The sequence below is a fragment of the Variovorax sp. Root318D1 genome (genome assembly GCF_001424835.1).
Lineage (GTDB): Bacteria > Pseudomonadota > Gammaproteobacteria > Burkholderiales > Burkholderiaceae_C > Variovorax.
This window is the reverse complement of the sequence record NZ_LMCQ01000006.1, coordinates 62576-84108: the sequence shown is the minus strand read 5'-3', so window position 1 is coordinate 84108 and position 21533 is coordinate 62576. Positions and strand designations below refer to the sequence as shown.

The 21533-nt window shown below is 66.7% G+C and carries 19 protein-coding genes; 4 read left to right on the top strand and 15 right to left on the bottom strand.

Features of this window, described 5'->3' with window-relative positions:
* Positions 1 to 126 precede the first annotated feature (126 nt).
* Positions 127 to 1035 carry a LysR family transcriptional regulator gene (locus ASC78_RS07210; RefSeq protein ID WP_055798770.1) on the top strand — a complete coding sequence of 303 codons (909 nt, stop codon included), beginning with the start codon at positions 127 to 129 and terminating at the stop codon, positions 1033 to 1035.
* Positions 1036 to 1040: 5 nt separating this feature from the next.
* Here ASC78_RS07210 and ASC78_RS07205 read toward each other — a convergent pair whose 3' ends face one another.
* From ASC78_RS07205 to ASC78_RS07190, 4 genes are read right to left on the bottom strand one after another with little or no spacing between them, the layout of a single operon-like run.
* A complete protein-coding gene (locus tag ASC78_RS07205) occupies positions 1041 to 2375 on the bottom strand; it encodes an MmgE/PrpD family protein (protein WP_055798511.1) in 1335 nt (444 codons plus the stop codon).
* A 16-nt stretch (positions 2376 to 2391) separates the two neighbouring features.
* Complete coding sequence (locus tag ASC78_RS07200) at positions 2392 to 4488, bottom strand: acetate--CoA ligase family protein (protein ID WP_055798508.1); 2097 nt, start codon at positions 4486 to 4488, stop codon at positions 2392 to 2394.
* Positions 4485 to 5291 carry an enoyl-CoA hydratase/isomerase family protein gene (locus tag ASC78_RS07195; RefSeq protein WP_055798768.1) on the bottom strand — a complete coding sequence of 269 codons (807 nt, stop codon included), beginning with the start codon at positions 5289 to 5291 and terminating at the stop codon, positions 4485 to 4487. The genes ASC78_RS07200 and ASC78_RS07195 overlap by 4 nt, the downstream gene beginning before the upstream one ends.
* A gap of 14 nt (positions 5292 to 5305) precedes the next feature.
* Positions 5306 to 6307, bottom strand: coding sequence for a tripartite tricarboxylate transporter substrate binding protein (locus tag ASC78_RS07190; RefSeq protein ID WP_055798505.1), 1002 nt, complete (start codon positions 6305 to 6307; stop codon positions 5306 to 5308).
* 171 nt (positions 6308 to 6478) lie between these two features.
* Between ASC78_RS07190 and ASC78_RS07185 the strand changes: the two genes are divergently transcribed.
* Positions 6479 to 7306 (top strand): IclR family transcriptional regulator, encoded by an 828-nt coding sequence (locus tag ASC78_RS07185; RefSeq protein ID WP_055798763.1) that lies wholly within the window; start codon positions 6479 to 6481, stop codon positions 7304 to 7306.
* Between the two features lie 48 nt (positions 7307 to 7354).
* Here the strand turns inward: ASC78_RS07185 and ASC78_RS07180 are convergent, their stop codons facing one another.
* A complete protein-coding gene (locus ASC78_RS07180; RefSeq protein ID WP_055798503.1) occupies positions 7355 to 8056 on the bottom strand; it encodes a B3/B4 domain-containing protein in 702 nt (233 codons plus the stop codon).
* Between the two features lie 39 nt (positions 8057 to 8095).
* Positions 8096 to 8932, bottom strand: coding sequence for an AraC family transcriptional regulator (locus ASC78_RS07175; RefSeq protein ID WP_055798501.1), 837 nt, complete (start codon positions 8930 to 8932; stop codon positions 8096 to 8098).
* A gap of 125 nt (positions 8933 to 9057) precedes the next feature.
* Between ASC78_RS07175 and ASC78_RS07170 the strand changes: the two genes are divergently transcribed.
* A complete protein-coding gene (locus ASC78_RS07170; protein ID WP_055798499.1) occupies positions 9058 to 9897 on the top strand; it encodes a DKNYY domain-containing protein in 840 nt (279 codons plus the stop codon).
* A gap of 88 nt (positions 9898 to 9985) precedes the next feature.
* On the top strand, positions 9986 to 10192 hold the full coding sequence (locus ASC78_RS07165; RefSeq protein ID WP_055798497.1) for a dodecin: 207 nt from the start codon (positions 9986 to 9988) through the stop codon (positions 10190 to 10192).
* Positions 10193 to 10218: 26 nt separating this feature from the next.
* Here ASC78_RS07165 and ASC78_RS07160 read toward each other — a convergent pair whose 3' ends face one another.
* The 9 genes from ASC78_RS07160 to ASC78_RS07120 form a co-directional block, all read right to left on the bottom strand.
* Entirely contained in the window at positions 10219 to 10554 is a 336-nt protein-coding gene (locus ASC78_RS07160) for a hypothetical protein (protein WP_055798761.1), read from the bottom strand.
* Positions 10555 to 10565: 11 nt separating this feature from the next.
* Positions 10566 to 10997, bottom strand: a complete 432-nt coding sequence (locus tag ASC78_RS07155; RefSeq protein ID WP_157634405.1) for a hypothetical protein — start codon at positions 10995 to 10997, stop codon at positions 10566 to 10568.
* 11 nt (positions 10998 to 11008) lie between these two features.
* Entirely contained in the window at positions 11009 to 11584 is a 576-nt protein-coding gene (locus tag ASC78_RS07150) for a tail fiber protein (protein ID WP_082517460.1), read from the bottom strand.
* A gap of 92 nt (positions 11585 to 11676) precedes the next feature.
* Complete coding sequence (locus ASC78_RS07145; protein WP_055798493.1) at positions 11677 to 12333, bottom strand: hypothetical protein; 657 nt, start codon at positions 12331 to 12333, stop codon at positions 11677 to 11679.
* A gap of 137 nt (positions 12334 to 12470) precedes the next feature.
* Positions 12471 to 13406, bottom strand: a complete 936-nt coding sequence (locus tag ASC78_RS07140) for an FHA domain-containing protein (RefSeq protein WP_055798490.1) — start codon at positions 13404 to 13406, stop codon at positions 12471 to 12473.
* Positions 13407 to 13429: 23 nt separating this feature from the next.
* The gene (locus tag ASC78_RS07135; RefSeq protein WP_055798488.1) at positions 13430 to 15604 is read right to left on the bottom strand and encodes a TOMM precursor leader peptide-binding protein; all 2175 of its coding nucleotides are present in this window, start codon (positions 15602 to 15604) and stop codon (positions 13430 to 13432) included.
* Positions 15594 to 16466, bottom strand: a complete 873-nt coding sequence (locus tag ASC78_RS07130) for a class I SAM-dependent methyltransferase (protein WP_235505015.1) — start codon at positions 16464 to 16466, stop codon at positions 15594 to 15596. Before ASC78_RS07130 ends, ASC78_RS07135 begins: the two co-directional genes overlap by 11 nt.
* Complete coding sequence (locus ASC78_RS07125; RefSeq protein ID WP_235505014.1) at positions 16444 to 17244, bottom strand: BMA_0021/BMA_0022 family TOMM bacteriocin; 801 nt, start codon at positions 17242 to 17244, stop codon at positions 16444 to 16446. Before ASC78_RS07125 ends, ASC78_RS07130 begins: the two co-directional genes overlap by 23 nt.
* 17 nt (positions 17245 to 17261) lie before the next feature.
* Complete coding sequence (locus ASC78_RS07120; RefSeq protein ID WP_055798485.1) at positions 17262 to 21308, bottom strand: TOMM system kinase/cyclase fusion protein; 4047 nt, start codon at positions 21306 to 21308, stop codon at positions 17262 to 17264.
* Positions 21309 to 21533 lie beyond the last annotated feature (225 nt).

Here is a 21533-nt window from a genome sequence, read left to right as displayed (position 1 = left end):
CAATGGCCTCGGAGAAGAATCTCCGAGGCATGTCTGAATCATCTTTCTTTCCGAGAGACCTGTTGACGAAACTTTTCACCTTCAATCATCGAATTTTTCGATGATTCAATTTCCAAGGACTTGCCCGTGCTGAAACTCAGCCTCGAAGCCATCGAACTCGTGGACGCCATTGCGCGCCATGGCTCCTTCGCCGCCGCGGGCGCGCGACTGAACAAGGTGCCCTCGACCATCTCGTACGCGGTGGGCAAGCTTGAGGAACAACTGGGCATGCTGCTGTTCGTGCGCAACGGGCCGCGCGTAACGCTCACCGCGGCCGGCGAAGAAATGCTCAAGGAAGGCCGCTGGCTGCTCGGCGCCGCCAGCGATCTCGAATCGCGCATGCGGCAGATCGCCACCGGCTTCGAGTCGGAGCTGCGGCTGGTGCACGACTCGCTGATTCCCACGCAGGCGCTGATCGACGACATCCGCGCCTTCGAGGAACTGCGCTGCGGCACGCGGCTGCGCATCGGCTGCGAGGCGCTCACAGGCAGCTGGGAGGCATTGCGCGAAGGGCGCGCCGACATCGTCATTGCCGCTGGCGAAGGGCCGGCCGGCGGGGGCTACCAGGCCGTGATGGTGGGCAGCCTCGAGTTTGCGTTCTGCGTCTCTGCGACACATCCGCTCACCCGGCTCGGCCGGCCGCTGCACCGCGGCGACCTGCTCGAGCACAACGCCATCGTGGTGAGCGACAGCGCACGCACGCTGTCCGACCGCACCGTGGGGCTGCTCGCCGGACAGCACCGCGTGGCCGTGCCGTCCATGGCGGCGAAGATCGCCTGCCAGGCCGCGGGCCTGGGACACGGCTTCCTGCCGCGGGCCTGCATCGATGGCGAACTGGCGCGCGGCACGCTGGTCGAACTGACCACCGAGGAACCGCGCCCGCCCGAGGCCTTCTGGCTCGCGTGGAAGACCAACGCGCGCGGCCAGGCGCTGCGCTGGTGGCGCGAGCGGCTCAACCGCACGCTGGTGCCGGCGCTGCTGCCGCGCTCGCTCTAGGGGCGTTACACCGAGTCCCGCATCGTCGCGCAGCCATCGAGCGTCCAAAGCCGCTCGAGCAATGCCCGCGCGCGTTCCTCACCGATGACGGGCGAAGACAGTTCCATGAACTTGCCCTCGAGCTCGGCATCGGTCAGCGGCTCTTCCGGGTCGCCCTTGCGGTTGGGTTGCAGGTGTTTGAGGCGCCGGCCATCGCGGGTCTCGATCACCACGCATGCGGCGCGCTGGCCCGGGAAGGCGGCGTCCAGTTCGGGATCCACCGCGACGCTGATGCGCTCCATCAGGGCGCGCGTGACTGGGTCGTCCAGCCGTGCGGGTTCGTAGGCCGCGAGGCGCACGCTGCCATGCGCCAACGCGGTCGCCACCACGTAAGACAGGCTGAAGCGCGCTTCATTCGCCGTCGTCGGATGCGTGTAGCAGGCGATGTCGAGCGCGGGGCGATAGGTTGCGACGTGGACGCGTTCGATATCGCCCGGCGCGATGCCATGGCGCTCTTTGAGCGCCAACGCGCCATCGATCGCGGCAAAGGTGTGTCCGCAGCCGATGTGGTTCTTGAAGGTCAGGCGCGTGATGTGGAAGTCCTGCCCCAGCGTCGTGCCCACTTGCGACCAGTCGGGGCCGTTGCTCATGGCGCGCCCCAGCCCGGCCTCGCCGTCGAGCACATCGAGCGAGCCCGTTACGCCGCGCCGCGCGAGCTGGGCAGCGAGCACGCCAGCCTCGGCCGCGCGGCCGGCATGCAGCGGCTTGGACATCGAGTCCATGCGGAAGGCCTGCTGCAGGCCCGCCGCGAATGTGGCGGCCGTGGCCAGCGCGTGCGCGAAGGCCGCTTCGTCCAAGGCCATCAGCCCCCCTGCGGCGGCCGCCGCGCCGAAGCTGCCGACGGTGCCCGTGCTGTGCCAGAACCGGTAGTGCGGCCGGCCCATGACGACGCCGATGCGTGTCGACACCTCGTACCCCAGCACGACGCCGCGCAGAAACTGCAAGCCGCTGGCACCGACATCCTGGCCTGCCGCCAACGCCGCGGCGATGGTGGCAGCACCCGGGTGGTACATGGCATCGCGAAAGCTGTCGTCCACTTCCGCCGCATGCGCGGCAGTGCCGTGGATCAGCGCCGCGGCGCGGGCCGTGGCGGCACGCCCGCCCGCAAGGCAGGCGCGCCCGTGGTCCAGATCGTCTGCCAGGGCTTCTTCGAGCTGTTGCACCGGCGCGGTGCCAAGGCCTGGAAACAGCGAGGCGTACCAGTCGATCACCGCGCGCTTGGCGTGGTGGATGACTTCGGCCGGCAGCGCCTGCGTTTGAAACTCGGTCGCGTAGCGGGCAAATACTTCGGTGGCGTGCATCCGGGCTCTCCTTCGCTCAGCCAGCCAGCACGACGACGCCGTCGGCCGCGCGCACGCCCTGCCCCTCAGGCAGCACGAACAGCGGATTGATCTCCGCTTCGACGAGGCGATCTCCCAGTTGCGCGGCCATCTGCGAGAAGGCGACGATGGCGGTCACTAGCGCTTCGATGTCGGCCTTGGGACGGCCGCGAAAGCCGTCGAGCAGCGGCCAGGTCTTCAGGTCCCGCGCCATGCCGATGGCCTCTTCCCGAGTCAGGCCGCCCTGCGGCGGCAAGAGGCGCATCGACGTGTCCTTGAACAGCTCGGCGGTGACGCCGCCCATGCCAAGCAGGATGGCCGTGCCCAGCACGTCGTAGTGCACGCCCAGGATCAGCTCGCTACCGCCGCCCACCATTTCCTGCACCAGGAAGCGCTGCGGCCGCACGCCGGCCTTGGCCTCGACCTCCGAAGCCATTGCCTGCAGGCGCTCGCCCACCGTCTGCGCCGTGAGGTTCACCGCAACGCCGCCGACATCGCTCTTGTGCGTGATCTCGCCCGACAGGATCTTCAGCACGACGCGGCCACCGAGCTCGCGCGCCGCGGCTTCGGCCTGCGAAGGCGTCGCCACCACCCGCTCGCGCGCGCAATCGACACCGAAGCGGGTGAACAGCTGCTTGGCCTGGGCTTCGTCCAGCGAACCCGAAGGCAGGTCGTCGATGGACACCCATTCAGACGCTACGCCGGCTGGCGCCGGTGCCTGCCATTGGCCGGCCTTGAGCATGGCGCCGAGCGCGGCCGTGCAGCTCTCGGCCGCGGCAAAAGCGGGCACGCCACGTTGCGTGAGCAGCGCACCGACCTCCGGCGCGTGCGGGCTCACATAGGCAATCACGGGCTTGTCCGAATGGGGCAGGCAGTCCTCGATGGCGCCTGCCATCAGTTCGGGCATGGCCAGGCTGGACGATCCGACGATGATGGCCAGCGCGTCGTAGCTCGGGCTCTTGAGCAGCACGTCGATGGCCCCGCGGAGCAAGTCCGGCTGCAGGCCCGCCAGAGTCACGTCGATGGGATTGCGGTCCAGCACGGCATGGTCGCCGCTCTGCAGTGCACGCAAGGCCTCGGCCGTTGCCGCGTCGGGCGCGGGGGTTTCGAAGCCTTGCATGCCCAGGTCGTCGGAGACCAGCGTTCCGGCGCCGCCGGTCGAGGTGAGGATGGCGATCCGCTTGCCGCGCAGCTTGCGGCCGGTGGCCAGCGCCACCGGAATGTCAAGCAGGTCGCCAAAGGTCTGGGCCCGGATCACGCCGACCTGCCTGAACAGCGCGTCGTACATGCTGTCGGCACCGGCCAGCGCCCCGGTGTGCGAGACGGCGGCCTTGGCGCCCGCTTCGGAGCGGCCGATCTTGAATGCCACTACCGGCTTGCCTGCCTGCGCGGCTTTCAACGCAGCGGCGCGGAACTTCTCGGGATTGCGCACGCCCTCCACGTAGAGCGCAATGACTTTCGTGTCCGGATCGTCGGCCAGGTGGTCGACAAAATCCGCCAGCTCGAGATCGACTTCGTTGCTGGTCGAGATCAGCTTCGACAGGCCGATGCCGCGCGGGGCGGCGCGCGACAAGAGCGCGCCCAGGATGCCGCCGCTCTGCGAGACCACGCTGATCCCGCCGACCGGGAAATGGTCCATCTCGAGCGCACCGCTGGCGGAGAGGACGATGTTGTCGGTCAGGTTGACCATGCCAATCGTGTTGGGCCCCAGGATGCGCATGCTGCCGGCCGCCTCGATGAGCTGCCGCTGGCGGCGCGCGCCCTCTTCGCCGGTCTCGGTGTAGCCGCTCGCGAGCACGATCGCGGCGGCGGTTCCCTTCGCCGCGAGCTCGCGAACCGCCTGGTGCGCCCGCTCGGCGCCGAGCAGCACGATGCCCACATCGGGCGTGCCGGGAATCGAGGCAATGTCGGGATAGCAGCGCAGGCCGCCGATCGTTTCGGCGCGCGGATTGACCGGGTAGATCTCGCCGGTAAATCCGTGCTTGCGCAGGTATGCAACGGGGCGCCCCGCGGTCTTTGCGGCATCGCCGGAGGCGCCGATGACCGCAACGCTGCGCGGCTTGAGAAGCCTCGCGATTGCATTCAGGTCGTTCATTGCGCGGACTCCTTGTTCGCACCGCTCTTGGCGAGGAACGCCATCACGGACTCGCGGTGCTCGGTGCTGGTGTAGCAAATGCCTTGCGCCTGGCTGCCTTGGGCAAACACCTGGTGCGACGACAACTCGAAACTCTGGTTGAGGATCGTCTTGCCCAATGCGAGGGCGGTTGGCGAGCCCCTGCTCATCTCGGCAGCCCAGCGCTGCGCGTCCGCGACGAGGTCATCGGCGTCCGACTTCCGGTCGACGATGCCGAGCTGCAGTGCCTCCCCGGCTTCCACCTTGCGGCCACTGAAGATGAGTTCCTTGGCCTTGGCCAAGCCCACTCGGCGCGGAAGAAAGTACATGCCGCCGCCGTCGGGAACGATGCCCCGGTGGATGTACGACCAGCTGAAGCTTGCCGCGTCCGACGCGATGATGAAATCGCAGGCCAGCGCCGTGTCGGCACCCAGGCCCGAGGCGGCGCCATTGACGGCGGCGATCGTCGGCTTGGGCATGGTGTGCAGGAGCGACTGCGTGTGGTGCACGCGCTGCTGGCGGCTCCATCCGTTGAAGCCGACCTCGCCCGGCGGCGCCTGCATCCGGCGCTCCATGCCGGCGATGTCGCCGCCCGCGCAAAAGCCCTTGCCGCGTCCGGTCAGCACCAGGGCGCGAATGCTCTTGTCATACGTCACGTGCTCCAGCGCGGCGATGAATTCGGTGCGCATGCCATCGCTCATCGCATTGCGCTTTTCGGGACGGTTCAGCCACAGGGTGGCGATTCCGCCTTCGACTTCCAGTTCGATCAGTTTGCTGCTGCTCATTTCGATATCTCCGTTCATTCCGCGGTGATGTTGTTTTCCTTGACCACCTTGCGCCAGCGCGCTTCCTCGCCCTTGGCGTACTTGTCGAAGTCCTGCGGCGAGCCGCCCTGGATGACAAGGCCTTCGGACTCCACCCGCTTGCGGAACGCCTCCGTCTGCACGGCCTTCTTCGCAGCGGCATGGAGGCGCGCAATCACGTCGGCCGGGGTTCCGGCGGGCGCGTACAAGCCATACCAGCTGTCCGCGACGTAGCCGAGCACGCCGCTCTCCGCGATGGTCGGTACTTTCGCGAGGGCCGGGGCCGCGGACCGCGTGGCGGTCGTCACGGCCAGCGGACGCAGCTTTCCGTTCTCGACGAACGTGCCCACCGCCGCGGCGGTCGCGAACATCACGTCGACCTGTCCACCCAAGAGGTCGGTGATGGCCGGGCCCGCACCGCGGTAGGGGATGTGCGTGATGTTGGTCTTGGTGAGGTTCTTGAAGAGCTCGCCGGCCAGGTGGGCCGACGTGCCTGCGCCCTGCGATGCGAACGAGAGCTTTCCTGGGTCCTTCCGGGCCGCATCGATCAGGTCCTTGACCGACTTGAGCGGGCTGTCCGCGCGAACCACCAGCACGTTGGGGGAAATGCCCACCAGCATGACCGGCGCGAAGGCCTTGTCATGGTTGTACGGGAGCTTGGGTTGGATGCTCGGGTTCACCACGTGCGCCACGGTGGCCATCACCATCGTGTAGCCGTCGGGTGCGCTCTTTGCCACTGCGTCGGTGCCGATGATCGTGCCCGCGCCGGGCTTGTTGTCGATGATCACGGGCTGTCCCAACTCCTGGCCCATCGTGATGGCCATGGTGCGCGCCACCAGGTCGGTGCCGCCGCCGGGTGCGAAAGGCACCACGAGCTTGATCGGCTTGTCTGGAAATGCGGCGCGAGCTGGCATCGTGGCGAGGCTGGCGGCAGCCGCGCAGGCGATCGAAAGAAAAAATGCGTTCCCGGCACGTGCCAGGGTCATGGTGCTCTGCATGGTTTGTCTCCGTCAAAAAGGAATATGCGAAAGGCCGGCATCGAGGGCGGCGCTGCTGCTCTTCTCATCGACTGGGGACAAGCTTAGGGACATGGGCTCCGCCGCGCATCCCCCAATTTCCACTGAATGGAAATTGCGATAGGCTTCGCCTTGTCGCTTCGAACCCCTTTCATGCACCCTCCTCCTCCAAGCTCCGCGCCACGGCGCCAACACCATGAAGATCCACTTCTGAACAGGTCCCTGGTGCGGGGCGTCGAGATCCTGCGCGCCTTCCGGCCCGGCGCGGACTTGCTGGGCAATGGAGAGATCGCGGAGCGCACCGGACTCTCGCGCGCGACCGTGAGCCGCCTCACGCAAACGCTGGTCGACACCGGCCTGCTCGAGCACGATCGAAGCCGTCGGGCCTATCGGCTTGCGGCGCCGGTGTTGAGCCTCGGCCACGCCATGCGCTCGGGATCGCCGGTCCTCCATGCGGTGGCGCCGCTGATGCGCGCGCTGGCCGAGAAGATGCGCATCAACGTCGGCCTGGCCGCGCCCGACCGGGACGAGATGGTGTACCTGGAGTCCGTGCGCTACAACCGAAAGGTGGCACTGCGCAATGTGGTTGCGGGTCAGCGCGTGCCGATGGAGCTCACCTCGCTCGGGAGGGCCTATCTGGCCGTGGCGCCGCAGGGCGAGCGCCGTGCGCTGCTGGCCAAGTTCAGGGATGCACGGCGCTCCGAATGGGGCCGCATCCGGGACGAGATCAAGGCCGCGATGGCCAGCGTCGAACAGCGGGGCTATTGCGTGGCTTCATGGCAACCGGAGGTCGTCGCGCTTGCGGCACCCCTCGTCATTGCCGAACGGCCCATCTACATTTTCAATGTGAGCGTCACCACGGCGGCAAGCGTTCGTGATACCGAAGAGGAATTGAGGGGACCGCTGCTTGCCCTGCGGGACAAGGCGCGGGCGGTCCTGATGGCGGCGGAACCGCCGCCTTTGCGTGCGGGCGGCGCCTGAGGCACCGCCGGTTGCGGCAGAAAGTCGGAGTCGGCTCGCGACACCTCCTCAGTACACCAGGCGGGGCGCATCCTTTCGCAAGAGCGCGCACGCTGCCGGCGGCGCCCAGGCCTCGGCCAGCGACTCGGACAGCGCGGCCAACAGCCTCGGCACGTCCTCGGCGGCATTGGCATGCAGGGCTTCGGCCACGATGAGCACACGGGAGGTGTCTTCGCGCACGGCGGATCTGGCGCTTTGCCGATGCGTCCACCGCCGGGCGTGCGCGCGGCCGTCGGCATCCGCGAAGATGACTTCGCCGCGTTCGGGCGTTTCCGTTTCGCCCGAGAACGCCAGGTAGCTTTCCGTGCCGTCCGCGCACCGCACCTCCAGCCCCTCAGACACCTGCGACAGGTCGAACACCGCGATCGGAATCGCGAAGGCCACCGACACCGCATTGCAAAGATCGACGAGTGGATGGATCGGCGGCAGTGAACCTTCCTTCCTGAACCGCCGCAGCAAGGACTCGGACGCGCAGCGGTACTGCGTGGGCTTGAGGCCCATGCGCCCGAAGGTACGGCGCCAGGCCTGGACCTCCGGAAGATCGGCTTCCGTGCCGACGGCGCCGAGCCTGGCTCGCGCGATGGCGTGGTAGTGCGCCACCTGAGCCTGCACGGTGGCGTTCCTGAGGATGCCCTGGGCCACGAGGACCCCGGGCACCAGTTCGGGATGGCGCTCCCAGATGTCCGGCGAATGAGAGAAGAAGAAGTGCATGCCGCAGTGTGTCGCTCCCATGGCGGCACGTCTTGAACGCTATTGCAGCGGTACAGGCTGTATCCACGCACGCTGCCATGCACCGGGCGTGTAGCCGAAATGCCGGACGAACGCGCGTGTCATGTGGCTCTGGTCCGCAAAGCCGGCAGCCATGGCCGCTTCCGTCAACGCGGCGCCCTGGCGGACGAGTCCGCGTGCGACTTCCGTGCGCTGTTGCAGCAGCCACGCAAACGGCGTGACGCCATGGACATCCTTGAAGCGCCGCAGCAGCTGGAATTTGCTCACACCTGAAGCGGCGGCCAGTTCGCCCAGGCTTGGCGGCTGTGCGAGGTTGTATGCGAGCATTTCGCGGGCCCGCGAAACGTCGGCCGATGCCGCAGGGGCGGTCAGCCGGCCTGCGCCGTGACGCCCGACGAGCAGCGTGCAGGCCTGCACCAGCATTTCCTCGCAGCGCAGTGCATCGGACTGGGCCTCGGTCTCCAGCATGCGCAGGAGCTCGCTGAGCACACGCCGCAATTCGTCGTCCACGATGACCGGGCGAATCAATGTCATGTCCTGCGCCGCGCCCGCCGAAGTCGCATCTACCGCCCATCGAAGCGCATGGGGTTCGAGGTACAGCATGCGCCAGCGCCGGGCGTTTGCGCCGAGCGGCCTGCCGTCATGCACCTCACCCGGATTGGTCGCGATGAGGTTGCCTGCATAGGCATCGACGTTGCCGCATCCGCTGGCCGAACTTTGGGCGCCCTCGTCGATCACTCCCACGCCGAAGGTGGCATGCCAGTGCCGGCCGTAGTGTCGATTGCTCGAGATGCTCGTGCCATGCACGCCCTCCCAGGGAGAGCCGAAGACGCGGCAGACGTGGTGCGAGTTCCTCATCGCGCGGAGTATGCATGCGCCGGGTCCAGTCCCTCGTCGGGGGTCGTTCGATATATGCTGGTGTTCCGTTGCGGCATCGCGGAACATCGCGAATCGCTCGAAAAGCCAAGAACCAACAAAGACACATGAGCCGCATCCTTGTCATCCTGCTAGGCCTGCTGCTCGGCCTTGCCGGCTGCGACGGCGGCAGCTACACAAAAAATGGTCTGCAATGGTCTTACGACGGCACGCCCTTCACGCCCGCCGACCTGAAGACCTTCCGCAGCCTGGACAAGCACTTTGCGCGCGACGCGAAGCGCGGCTACTACCGAGGCAGCACCATCGACGGCAGCGATGGCGCGAGCTTCGAAGCGCTGTCCGACCATGAAGCACGCGACCTCCAGACGGTCTACTACTGCGATACCTACCGCAAGGGCCAGGACTACTGGGCGATTCCATACGTTCGCGTCACGCCCATCCGGGACGCGCATGCGCCGACCTATCGCGTCCTGGGCTTCGGCTATGCGCGGGATCGCTCGCGCGCGTACGAAGACGGTGTGGGCTTCACGGTGCGAGACGCGGCGAGCTTCGAGCCATTGGGCTCGCAGTTTGCGCGCGATTCGGAGCGCGGCTATTTCGCTCGTGCCGAGATTCCCGGCAGCCACGGACCGACGTTCTCGCTGATCGACGCCGGGTACGCGCGCGATCGCGTCAGCGCCTACCACGGCCACATCGAAACAGACACACCCAACCGGGGACCATACCCCGTGGTGCGCACTCTGCGCGGCGCGGACACCGAGGCCTTGCGTGTTCTCGGGCGCGGCTACGCCGCGGACGCCGCGCATGTCTGGTACAGGGGCGCACCCGTGCTTCATGCCGATGCCGTGAGCTTCGCGGTGGTGGACGATGTCACGAGCGACATCGATGCCAACGACCGCACGGGCTCCTGGAAACAGGGGCGAAAAGCTGCCGCCTCCACACGCTGAGCCCGACCGGCCTAGGCAGATGCAGAAAGTTTCCCCTGCCGCCGCATGCACTGGCTACGATGTGTCCACGCTTACAAGGAGCAGAGACATGTCGAATCACGTTTACAAGTCGCTCGAGCTCACCGGCTCGTCGCCCGTCAGCATCGAGGATGCCGCGCAGACGGCCATCGCCAAGGCGCACGAGACGGTCCGGAACATCCAGTGGTTCACCGTCACCGAGACGCGTGGCCACGTGGTGGACGGCAAGGTCGCGCACTGGCAGGTGACGCTGAAGATCGGGTTCACGCTCGAATAGCAACCGACTGGCTGGGGCCACCAGCGCTAGTCGGCGATGACGTGAAGGCTGTGCTTCTGGCGATGTGCGCGGGAGCACATCCTTGCCAGGTCCAGCAAGAAGCCGGCCACGGCTGGCTTGTCCGCGCAGCCCGGTACGACCGCCATGATGTCCTTGCGGAGCGCCGCCAGGTCGTCGCCTGAAAGCACCATCTCGGCGGAGGCGCCGTAGTAGTGCTTCCAGAACTTCTGCAGCGCTCCCTGCTTCAGTTCATCGATGACGAGCGAATAGCCATCCTCCCAGATCGATTCGTCCATTGGAAGACTGGGCAGGCCCGGCGTTTCGGGCTCCATTCCTTCCGGCGCCTGGATGATTCGCCGCATCTTGTCAGCCGCTAGCTGCAACTGCCCGGCGCACCGGCGAGTTCGGGAAACTCGGTGACAGTCGTGCCATTGGCTGCGCTTTCGATGATGAGGCGTCCACACTTTTCGCCCGCCGTGCCGACGACCTGGTTGAGGTTCGAGTCATAGCGAATCCGATTGTCGGGCTGCACGGTGCGCGTCTGGTTCGGTGCATTCTGGACCATGCGGCAGAAGTTCTGCGCCGCGGCGGCATTGCCGCAGTACTGCGGCAGCAACTGGCTCGCGCCGGATGTCGCTGTGCAATGGCGCGCGAAGATGTGCTGGTAGCCGGATGCGGTGACGACGCACTGGGCGTCCACGCCCACCTGGGTCGCCTCCGGCTTCGATCCCAGGCCGCCCTGGCAACCGGCCAGCACGGCCATCGAGAAGACGCAAACGATGGCAAGTCGACTCGTGTTTTTCATGATCTTTCTCCTCAGCGAAATTTGATGATGTAGTTGATCGAAAGGTTCTTCGGCCGCGTCTCAGACGTGAGCCGTGCAGGGTTGATGGGCGCGCTGGTCTCCAGGTCGCCCGACGACTGGCCCGCCGCATTGCCGCTCTGCGACACCGCCGCCAACGTGACTGCTTTGTAGGTGTGCGTGTGCGTCTGCATGGCATCGCACTGGTAGGAGCCCACGCCGTTGACAGTCCCGCTGCCCGTCGGCGCCATGCGCAACGCGGCATCCGGGTCCATGCCCGAGCCCGCATCGTTGCCGCGCAGAAAAAGGCCGCGGTAATCAGGGATGCAGAAGTCGTCGCTCGCCCCGCCGTACAGGTAGCCCAGCGCGGCGAAGAGCTCCGGGTACGCGCTGACCTTGAGCTTGCGCCCGTCGCACAGCATCCAGCCCTGCGCCTCGAGGTAGGCGATCGGGATGTCGTCGCGCTTGGGCGCGGCCACCGAGTTCTGGCTCGCGCAGGCGGTGTTCTTCCAGATGTTGTTGGCGTCGCCCGAAACGGGGTTCACCTGTCCCGCGAAGCCGCAGACGCTGCCCACGCATGCATCGAACATGTCACATTTCCTTTTTCAGTCACGCCCGTTGCGAATGGCGGCGTCGGACATCGACGCCGCCATGGCGCTTCGGGCCGTCTGGCCGATGGCGGTCAGCGGGAGAGCAGGCGCAGGCGCTGCTCGTTGGACTTGGCCGTCGATTGCGGCGCATCCCAGCTGCCATCGGCGTTCAACGTCGTGGTGAGCGCGTAGATGCCGGTGGGGTACGGCAGCTCGAGCGGGTTGTTGATCGAATTGACGTCGATCACGTCGCCTTCCACATAGTCACCATAGGCGATGTAGTACTTGGGGTGCGGCGAGAAGGTCAGGCTCTGGTTCGGGCGCGCCTGTACCGCGTACACGGTGCTGCCCGACATGGTCACGCCGACCGAGGCACTCGACTTGATTGGGATGTTCGGCGATTCGCTCAGGTAGAACCGTGCCGGATCGGGACCTTTGGTGGGGTTCACGAACTGATAGGCCTTGTTGTAGTCCAGCGTGATCATGTTGTTGCCGCCGGTGGGGTCGTAGGTTTCGGCGGTCGAGTACTCGATGCCGGGCTGTAGATCGCCCGTATCGGCCCATGAGAATCCGGTGTCGACGGTCCACTGGAACTTGATGCGCGTGGTCGGACCCGGATTGGAAAATTTGGAGAACCAGGCGAGCGACATGGCGTTGGGTGCCCAGTTGGTCGGATCGCTTTGGAACACCATGAAATACGCCGAATGGCTCGCATGGTTGTTGACGCTGACGGAATAGATGTTGCCCATGTCGCTCTCCAGATGAAGTGGTTGGTGGAACAGTCCGGACCGCTGTGGGACCGAACTGGAACCAACTCTAGGGAGCCACCCTCTTCAACGGAATTACAGGCGATTACACGAAGCGCAGCCTTCGGCCGCGCGATCTTTCAGCGACGTGCGCCGCCCTCGATCAGGAAGGGATAGCTCCCAAAACGCACGTCGCCGCGCCGCCGCTCGACCAGCGACGCGTCGGCCGAATGCGTGGGCAGCGCATTCAAGATCTGGTGCTTCGCGCGAAAGATCTGGATGTTCACGTAGGACGGTTCCACGCCGAGCATGCGCGACAGTTCGTCCAACGCAATCCAGCCCTGGCTCTGCGGCGCGAGCCCGCGTTGCGCGTCCTCGGAGCGCACTCTCGCCAGGGTCACCAGGGTGTAGTGGTGAATGCGCTCACCGAGCGAGACCGACTTGCCGCCCGCGACGAGGCGAAGGCTCGTGTGCTCCTCGTCCTGGCTCACGTCGAAGTGCAGCGCCACCTCCACGGGCGTCGGCGACGCCGTCGCAATCGGGTTCTCCGCGGTCGATTCCAGGTCGTCGCACAGCACGAACTCCCAGCTGCCGACGGAGGTCCGCACTGTGGCGCCGTCGCCCAGCTGGTCGACACCATCGATGTGCTCGAGCACCCATCGGCCTTCGTGGAAATAGACGTTCACCTCGGGCTGCTGCGTGTCCGGCAGCAGGTTCTCGCGCGGGCTCAATGCCACCAGCGCGCCCTGTCCGTCGCTCGGAAAAAGACAGGTCGCCGGAGGTGCCAGGTCTTCGGCGACCCAGATGGATTCCTCGCCCAGACCGAGTTGGATTTCGGCGCCCGGCGGCACCACAGTCCACCGGCCGCTGACAAGGCGTTCGCCATTCAGCGTGGTTCCATTGCGGCTTTGATCGACGATCTCCCAGGCCACACGATTCCATCGGACCAGCGCATGAATCTGCGACACGTCCGGCGCCTGCAGCACGGTCTGGCAGGCCGAGGGGCGCCGGCCGAAGGCATGCATGGGGCGCAGCACAGTGCGGCGTTGATCGAGGTTGTTGCGGAAGATGGCCATCGCTTATTTTTGCTGCTTCGCGTTCAGACGTAGAGCGCCTGCGGGTTGAGATCGCTTTCCTGCAGCGGGGTGTCGCGCCATCCCATGGCGACCGGCACGTGGTAGAGGCGCGGGTTGCCCAGTTCGGGCCAGATGTGGCACAGGCCGGGCACGACCACTTTCACTGTGCGAAGCGGAATGTCCGGCCGGGTGTAGTCAAGGACCACCGTCTCCATGCCGAGGGACGCAGCAATGCGCACGCAGCGGTCGATCTCTTCGGCGATGTCCGCGCTTGGCGCCACGGCGGGTGGCCGCATCGGCGCCGCGTCGCCTTCTTCCGCTGGCATGAGAAAGCGCGGCCCTTCGCCTTCCGGGCGACCCGCATGCGGTACGGAAAATTTCTTTCCGGCGGCAATCAGCTGGCCCATCTCCGTGAGCGCGCGTTCGCAGGCGAGCGCCGCGCTCGGGCTGCACCCGAAGCCGACGGCCCACTCGCCCGTTGCGTCATGCCGGCCGATGGCGGCCACGACCGGAATGCCGAAGTCATGGGTAAGGTCCAGCGCCCAGTACTGCCATTGCGGCCCCAGGCTGCGCGCGATGCGCGCAAGCCTTTGAGCGCCGAGGCCGGTGAGGTCGACGCCGGGCCTGCGGATTTCGCCATACCACCAGATGGCCGCTGCATCGCGCTCCACCAGTTCGAGAAAGCCTTGCAGGATGGCTTCTTCCAGCGTGTTTCCGGCGGCGCAGCCATTCGACGTCCACACCGAGTGGCGCTGGCTCTGCGCCGGAGCATTGGCATAGCAGAAGGCCAACGGCAGGTAGCAGCGGGACTTGGACGTCAGCGACCAGGCCGGCGCCCACCATGCCGGCTCGTGCGCAGGCAGCGCGGCCGCAGCCAACGCATGCGGCGGACTGTGCGCTGCCGATTGCACGCGCTGCTTTTCGCTGAAGAGCGCAAGCGACTGCGGCAGGATGCAGTGCGCGTGCAGCGCCGACGCCGCCGCGCAGACCGAGGCCTCGTCGCCCTGATGAAAGGCGGCGTAGCGCTCGACCGCTTCGCACATTGCGCTGGCGCGGGACTGCTCGGTGGACATGCCCTTGCCGAGGCACACCTGGACCAGTGCGCTGGCGGAAAGATCGCCGTGGGCGGCTGGCGTCCTGGAGATCTCACTGCGATAGACCGTGAGCGCGCCTTCGGTTTCGGTGCCCAATGGCACGACACGCGCAATGACGCCGCACAGCGGATCCAGGTGCGGCGCCAGGCGCTCAAGCGTGGCAGCCGCGGGCATCGTGCGCCAACCGCCATCGGGTTGAAGATTCGACAGGCAAGGTGCCGGCACCACCGGTCGATGCTGAAGTTGCGCCATGAGTCCCGCATCGCCGCACTGCGGGCACTGGGGTCTTGCGACGACGGCGTGGGCCTGCATGGGATCGATGGTCCACAGCAACTGGCCGGTCTGTGCAACGATCTCGCGCGCCAACGGAAGCAAGCGCTCCAGCCGCTCGCGGGCGAACTCCGTATCGGCGCGCATCGGCAAGGCGGCGGCTCCGCCTCCGTGCCTGTGCTGCCACCAGGCCCTTGCCGGCTTGTTCCGGAGCAGTCGATGCGCAAGGCAATGCCAGCATGCCGTGGCGGCGGTCGCATGCGGCGTGAACAGCGGTCCGGTCATGGGCTGCTCTCCCGTCGGCTTGACCAGCAGCCAGGGTCGCCTTGTAGCCCTCTGCTGCGCGTCGACCAGGCCGAGCCGGGGATCGAGGTAGTCATCGCAGAAGACGATGGTGCGCGCTTCATCATGCACGCCCACTGCCCTCGCCCAGCACAGGGCCGCTTCGGGATCGAGCGTTTGCGACAGCATGATGGCGTCGACGTTCGCCTCCACCGGGACGCGTTCGAACGGCACCGAGAAATCGGGAACGACGTGGCGCTCGGTGTCGTTCACCGTCGCCGGTCTTGCCAGGCCTTGCCGCACCAGGGCTTCGAGCGCATGCAGCATCTGCGCGAGCAAATCGGGAACGCCCTCGGTCCTGCAATGCGAGGCCAGGCTCACACGCCCGCGCAGCATGGGTTCGACCGCCAGCACGCCGGGCGCGTCGAGCAAGAACAGGTCGCTCTCGCTCAACAGCAGCAGCCCGTCCGGCCGCACCAGCGGCGGCAGGAACCTGCCATGCCACTCGAAGACATCGGTGAAGAAATCCATCGGTTGCAGGCTAGGCGTCATGCGGCGGCCCCAGCGCAAAGCGGGCGACCGTGTAGGGCCAGCGGCCGGTCGCCGCGCGGAATGCGGCCTCGAAGAGCCGGTGCGGCTCGGAGAACTGCGAATACGGATGGTCCTCGGAGACCACGCGAATCGATGGATGGATGGCTGCGATGCGGGCCGAATCCTCGAAGCCCGACACCAGCGGCAGATGCATGCCGCCCACCTGCATCGGCTGGCTCGCCAGCACCGGGTGAACGTAGTCGAGCACGACGACTTTTGCGGACTTGCGCTGTTCGAAATGTTGGGCCAGATGACGCAGCATGGCCTCCAGGGGTGCCTGCGGCAGATAGGGACACACCCCTTCCAGCATCACGAGCACGGGCCGGCCGGCCGGCAGGTCGGCAAGGTCCAGCCACGCGGGGTCGAGGATCGAGCACGCGAGGTTGCGCTCGCCTTCATCGGGCTTCATATGCTGCTCGCGCAGGCGTATCGCATCCGGCAGATCGACGTTGAGCCAGTCGACACCGCCGCTTCGCGCCACACGCGGCCCCAGCCGTGTGCGGCGCGTGCACAGCCCGGCTCCCAGCGTGATGCCGATGCCGAGCGGATGCGCCGCGAAGAACTCGGCCGCCAGGCGATCGATCAGTGCGGCCCGCAGGACCACGCCGCGAACGAACGCCGCATCCCGCGTGCCGGCGGACAGGTCGTACGGCAGCTCTGCGGCAATACGCCGCGCCTCGGAATCGGAGAACGCCGACGCCGCGATGACGCTCTCGGAACCGGCACGGGCCGCAAGCGTCAACAGCAGCGTCGCAGTGGCGCCTTGCAGCGCCGTCGGCAGCAGCCCTACGACCGGGGGCTCAGCAAGTGAAGGGATAGGCACTGCCCGTGTTGTTGTACGCGGTGAGCGCGATCGGACGCATGCCCTCCTCCGCCGGTGCCTGCGGATAGTTCAGCTGGATCGTGTTCTTGATCAGCGAACCCTCGGGGCCGCCTTTCAGGTTCCACTCGCCGCGTGCGGCGTCCCAGGTGAGCTTCGGATGCGTGGCAAACCGGATCTGGAAATTGAATGGGTTGTTGTAGCCCAGCCATTGGCTCAGGACCGGGGCCTTGTCGGTGGCGGGATCGCCGGTCAGGTCGCTCAGGAACTGCGGCGATTGCCATGCAAGGGCGATAGCGCGCAGCACCACGCCGCCGAAAGCCAGCAGCGAATCCGGACCGCCCCCCGGAATGCCGAGCCCCGTCGGCAGCGCGCCTTGCGGTGGCCCGACGGGTGTGTCCGTTTTCTCGAAGGCCGCGGCCGCGCCCATGAAATTGGGGAACAGCTGGTAATAGGCGGCCAGGGCTTCGGCCGCTTGGGACGACGACGGCGCCTGCGGCAGCACGATGACGAAGGCATCGTCGGGGCTGATCCAGCCGGCCGTCAGTACCGGCTTCCATTCGGCCCGCTGCGTCGGATCGCTGTTGAGGTACAGGCCGATGTTCACCAGCGGCCACAGCGTCGGCAGGCCGAAGTCGCGATGCAGCATCGGCTGGATGTCTTCCTGATCGAGCAGTTCGCGCCGGTACGCGTCGTCCTGCCACGACCGCGCAAGGGCCCGGAGGTAGGCGAGACGGAACTCGAGCAAGGGCTCGGATGCTGCACTTTGGCGCTGGGTCATGATGACTTCTTCCTTGGTTAAGAAAAATGCGCAGGCATCGGCTTGCGCGGGCACAACTCCGGCCGCATGGCGGCCAGATCCTTCAGGCGTCTGGACACGTCCCGGTCGGCCGGCGCCAGGGCCTGCAACGCGGCCAGCGCATCGAATTCGGTTCTGTGTTTTCCACCTTCACGCGCGACCTTTGCGGCGCGCGAAAAAGACAGCATCGCCGCCCCGCGTTCGGCGCCCGCGCCCAGCAGGTAGCGGGCCTTCTTCAGGTGGAGCTCGGCGCCGTACAGCCGTTCGTTGAGTTGCTCGACCAGGCGCAGGCAATCGTCGATGCGATCGATCGCTTCGTCCCATCGACCATGGCTGGCCAGCGTCTCCGCGGCAAAGGCGCGGTAGTAGGTCTGGCAATAGCGGCACCCCATGTTCCACAGGGCCTGCACCGTGGCGTCGGCTTGCGCGATGTATTGCACCTCGCCCGTCGACCAGCAGCGGATGATGTCGGCATAGCCCTGGAATGCCGGCAGGCCGAAGCGCGCCGTGATGTCGAGCAGCTCGGTGGTGCTCGCCAGCGCCGCCGCCTTGTCGCCGCGGGCCTGGTGGCCCAGGCTCTGGTACAGCAGTGCCATGCTCAACGAAGGAATGTGGGACATATCCCTGGCCCACTGAACGGCCTGGGCGGCATCGGTAGACGCCGCCTTGCCGTGGCCCGTGAACCAGCGCACCAGCGAACGCCCCGTGGTCGCCCACACGCGCGTGTCGAAGCCGAAGTCCGCCGCATGGTGGGCGTGGGCTTCGGGGTCGTAGCGCTCGATGGCGTCGGTCAACTCGCGTTCCGCCATGGCGAACCGGCCATCCGAATAGTGCGCAAGACCCAGGTAGGTCTGGCCCGCCACGAGCACACCCTGGTCCTGCTGGCGCCTGGCATGGCCCAGCAGCCTGTGGCTCAGCCGCCGGACCTCGTCGCGGTTGCTCGCCACATGATGGAAGGTGATCATGGCCCACAGGTGCTGCACCTGCTTCTCAGCGGCCACCGTGTCGTCCAGCAGTTCCTGCGACAAGGCGATGCGGTCCACCACCTGGTCATGGGCCCAGCCGTGCTTGTTCATCATCGCCTGCGTGACGTAGCTGTTCACGTCCAGCCGGGCTTCGCGTTGCACCACGCCGGTCAGATGCCCGATCCAGCCGTCGATGTGCTGCGCATAGGCGATGGTTTCGTCGTTCAGCGAACGGTGCTGCGTGAGGCGAAGCTGCCGCACCGCATGCGCCACCGCCTGCGCGTGGTCTCCGGCCTCCGCCCAATGCTGCGCGACGATGCCGGGCTCGCTGACGACGCGCTGCGAGTCGCTCTGCAGCAGGGCCTGCGCCACTTTCCGATGCTGCTGCCGACGCTGCGCGACGAGCATGCATTCATAGGCGGTGTCGCGGATCAGCGCATGCCGGAACATGAAGGCGTCCGCGCCCGCGCCGGACGGCTCGGCCGGCATGACCAGCCCCGCCTCGCGCAGGGCTTCCAGTTCTGCGTCCACCATGTCGCGGTTCTTGCCGGAGCAGGCGCACAGCAACTGCGCATCGAACTGCCGCCCGATGGTCGCAGCCAGCTGCAGAAGGCTCTTCGCTGCCCCGAGGCGGTCGAAGCGGCTCACCAGCGAGTCGCGCAGCGTGACGGGAATGGCGGCCGGCTGCATGGTGTCCTTGAAGACCCAGGCACCGTCCTGTTCGATAAGGTAGGTGTCCAGCAGCATGCGTGCCATCTCTTGCACGAAGAGCGGCACGCCGTCGGTGCGCGCAACGATGTTGCGGATCACCGCGGCGTCGACGGTCCTCGGCGCGAGCACCTGGTGGGCCAGGTGGCTGGCCTCTGCATCGTCGAGCCTTCGCACCTCGATGCATTCGGCCGTCAGGCCTTCGGGCTTGGCCCATTCAGGCCGCGCGGTCAGTACCAGCAGCACAGGCTGGTCCGCCAGCTGCGCAATCAATTGCTCGAGGAACTCGATGCTCGTGGGGTCGGCCCAATGCACGTCCTCCACCACCAGCAGCAGCGGCGCCGCGGCAGCCATGTGCAGCAGCCACCGCGCAGTCGATTGCAGCAGCAGCGACTTCTGCATCGCGGGCGATGCCTGGCTTGCCTGATGACCAGCGCCCAAGGGAAGCGACAGCCACGAACAGAAGATCGGCGTCAGGGCGGGGCCATCGCAACCGGCGGCCTGCAGGGCCTCGTACAGCTGGTCGCGTTGATCGTCCGGCGATGCGCCCGGCACGGCTTCGAGCTGCTGGCGCAGCAGCGCCAGGAACGGCATCAGCGCGCTGTTGCGGTGTTCCGGCTGGCATTGGGCGTTGACGGACTTTGGGCCGCCTTCCTCTGCGACGTGCTCTCTCAGCACGTCGACGAGACAGGACTTGCCGATGCCCGGCTCGCCGCGGATCCACACCGCGCGCCCATGGCCCATGCTGGCCTCCGCCCACTCGCCGCGCAACAGCGCCAACTCCCGGTCGCGCCCGATGCACAGGCGGCTCAGTGTGCCCGGCGTGGATGCAGGCGGCGATGAAGATTGCTTCTGCGCGTCCAGCCGGTAGGTCTGCACGCCGGCGGATTGGCCCGGCACGCTCACGCTGCCGGCCGCGTCGAAATGCGCATGGCGCGCCAGCAGGCGATAGCTGCTTTCGCTGGCGAGCAGCGTTCCCATCTCGGCCATGCCTTCAAGGCGCATCGCCACGCTCACGGCGTGGCCGGAGGGGATCTCGCCGCCGGCCACCACGGCCATGCCCGTGTGCATGCCCATGCGGATGCCCAGGTGCGCGCCGTGGGACTGCCTGAGGAGCGCCGACCTGCTGCGGCCCAGGGCCGTCAACTCGAGCGCCGTCATGCACGCCTGCCGCGCATCGGTGTCGCTCGCATGCGGATAACCGAACAGGACGATCATCCGATCGCCGAGCGTGCCGGCCAGCAGGCCGCCGCGCCGCGTGGCCGCCTCGGAAAAACGGCTGAGCTCTTCGCGCTGCAGCAGCTCCAGGTTCTCAATGTCCGAGGAGACGGACACGCCCTCGCCCGCTTCGCTCTCGCCGGCCTCGGGCCAGACCGCGACGCTGCAGCACAGCACCGTCAATTGCCGCTTCTCGGAGAAGGCCTTGGTCGTGGCCACGGTACGCGCGAGCGCATCGTCCGCTTGGCCCTGCGCCCGTCCGAAGGCACCCACGAGATCGTCGAGCCTGAGGCGGCTAAGTTCTTCGAGCAGCGCGGATGCCGATCCGCAGCGTTCGGCCTGCTTCTTCTTCAGCACACGCCGCAGCAGCTGCGCCACCGGGTGCGCGGCAATCTCGGCCGGCAGCTGTATGTCCTGCGGGCTCAGTTGCCGATGCACGATCTCGGCGGCCGAATCGCCCTGGACCGCGGGCGCGCCCGTCAGGCATTCGAGGAACATCAATCCCCAGGCATAGAGATCGGACCCGGCGCTCGGCGGCTCGCCGCGAAGCTGCTCCGGCGCACTGTATGCCGGTGTTCCGAGGCACTCCTCGTCCATCGTGAGCGTTGCCACATGAACCTCTCCCTGCAGCGGGATCACGGTACTGATGCCGAAGTCCAGCACCTTCGCATGCGGCAGCGCGCCGGTGAAGCTCACCATCACGTTGTCGGGCTTCAGGTCGCGGTGGACGATGCCGGCGCGATGCGCGCAGTCCAGCGCATCGAGCACTTCTGCCATGAGATGGCCAGTCTCCGCCGCGGTCAGCGAGCCTCTGCGCCGGATCAAGCTCTTGAGCGTTTCTCCGGGCACGTATTCGAAGACGCCATACACGCACTCGCCCTGCTCGCCCTTGTCGAGCAACTGCACGATGTGCGGATGATGCAGCGTGGCGCAGAGTCTGGTCTCGCGATGAAAGCGAGCCACGCGCTGCCGGCCCTCCAGAAGCTTCACGACCTTGATCGCGACCGTGTTTCCCGTGTGGTGCTGCGTGGCGCGATAGACGGTGCCGTAGCCACCGACGCCCAACACGTCGAGCAAGTCATAGCCCGGAATGAACAACGGCTCCGGCGCAACCTGTTCGGTCGCGTCAATGCGCGCAATGACGGCATCCTGCATTTCAGCCCCACCTGGTTGATTGGCCAACGCAATACCGAAGTGCGTTGCGGCTACGGTTGGCCGCGCAGTCAAATCGATCGAAACACGATTTTTTACTGTAGCCCAGAGACGATTTAATACGTAAGAGATTCTTCAAAAAGAAAGCGCAGCGCAAGGGCAATGGAGGTCTTTTTAGCGCGTGGTTCTTCGCTTGTAGGTTGAAAGAACTCTCGGTTTTTGGCGATC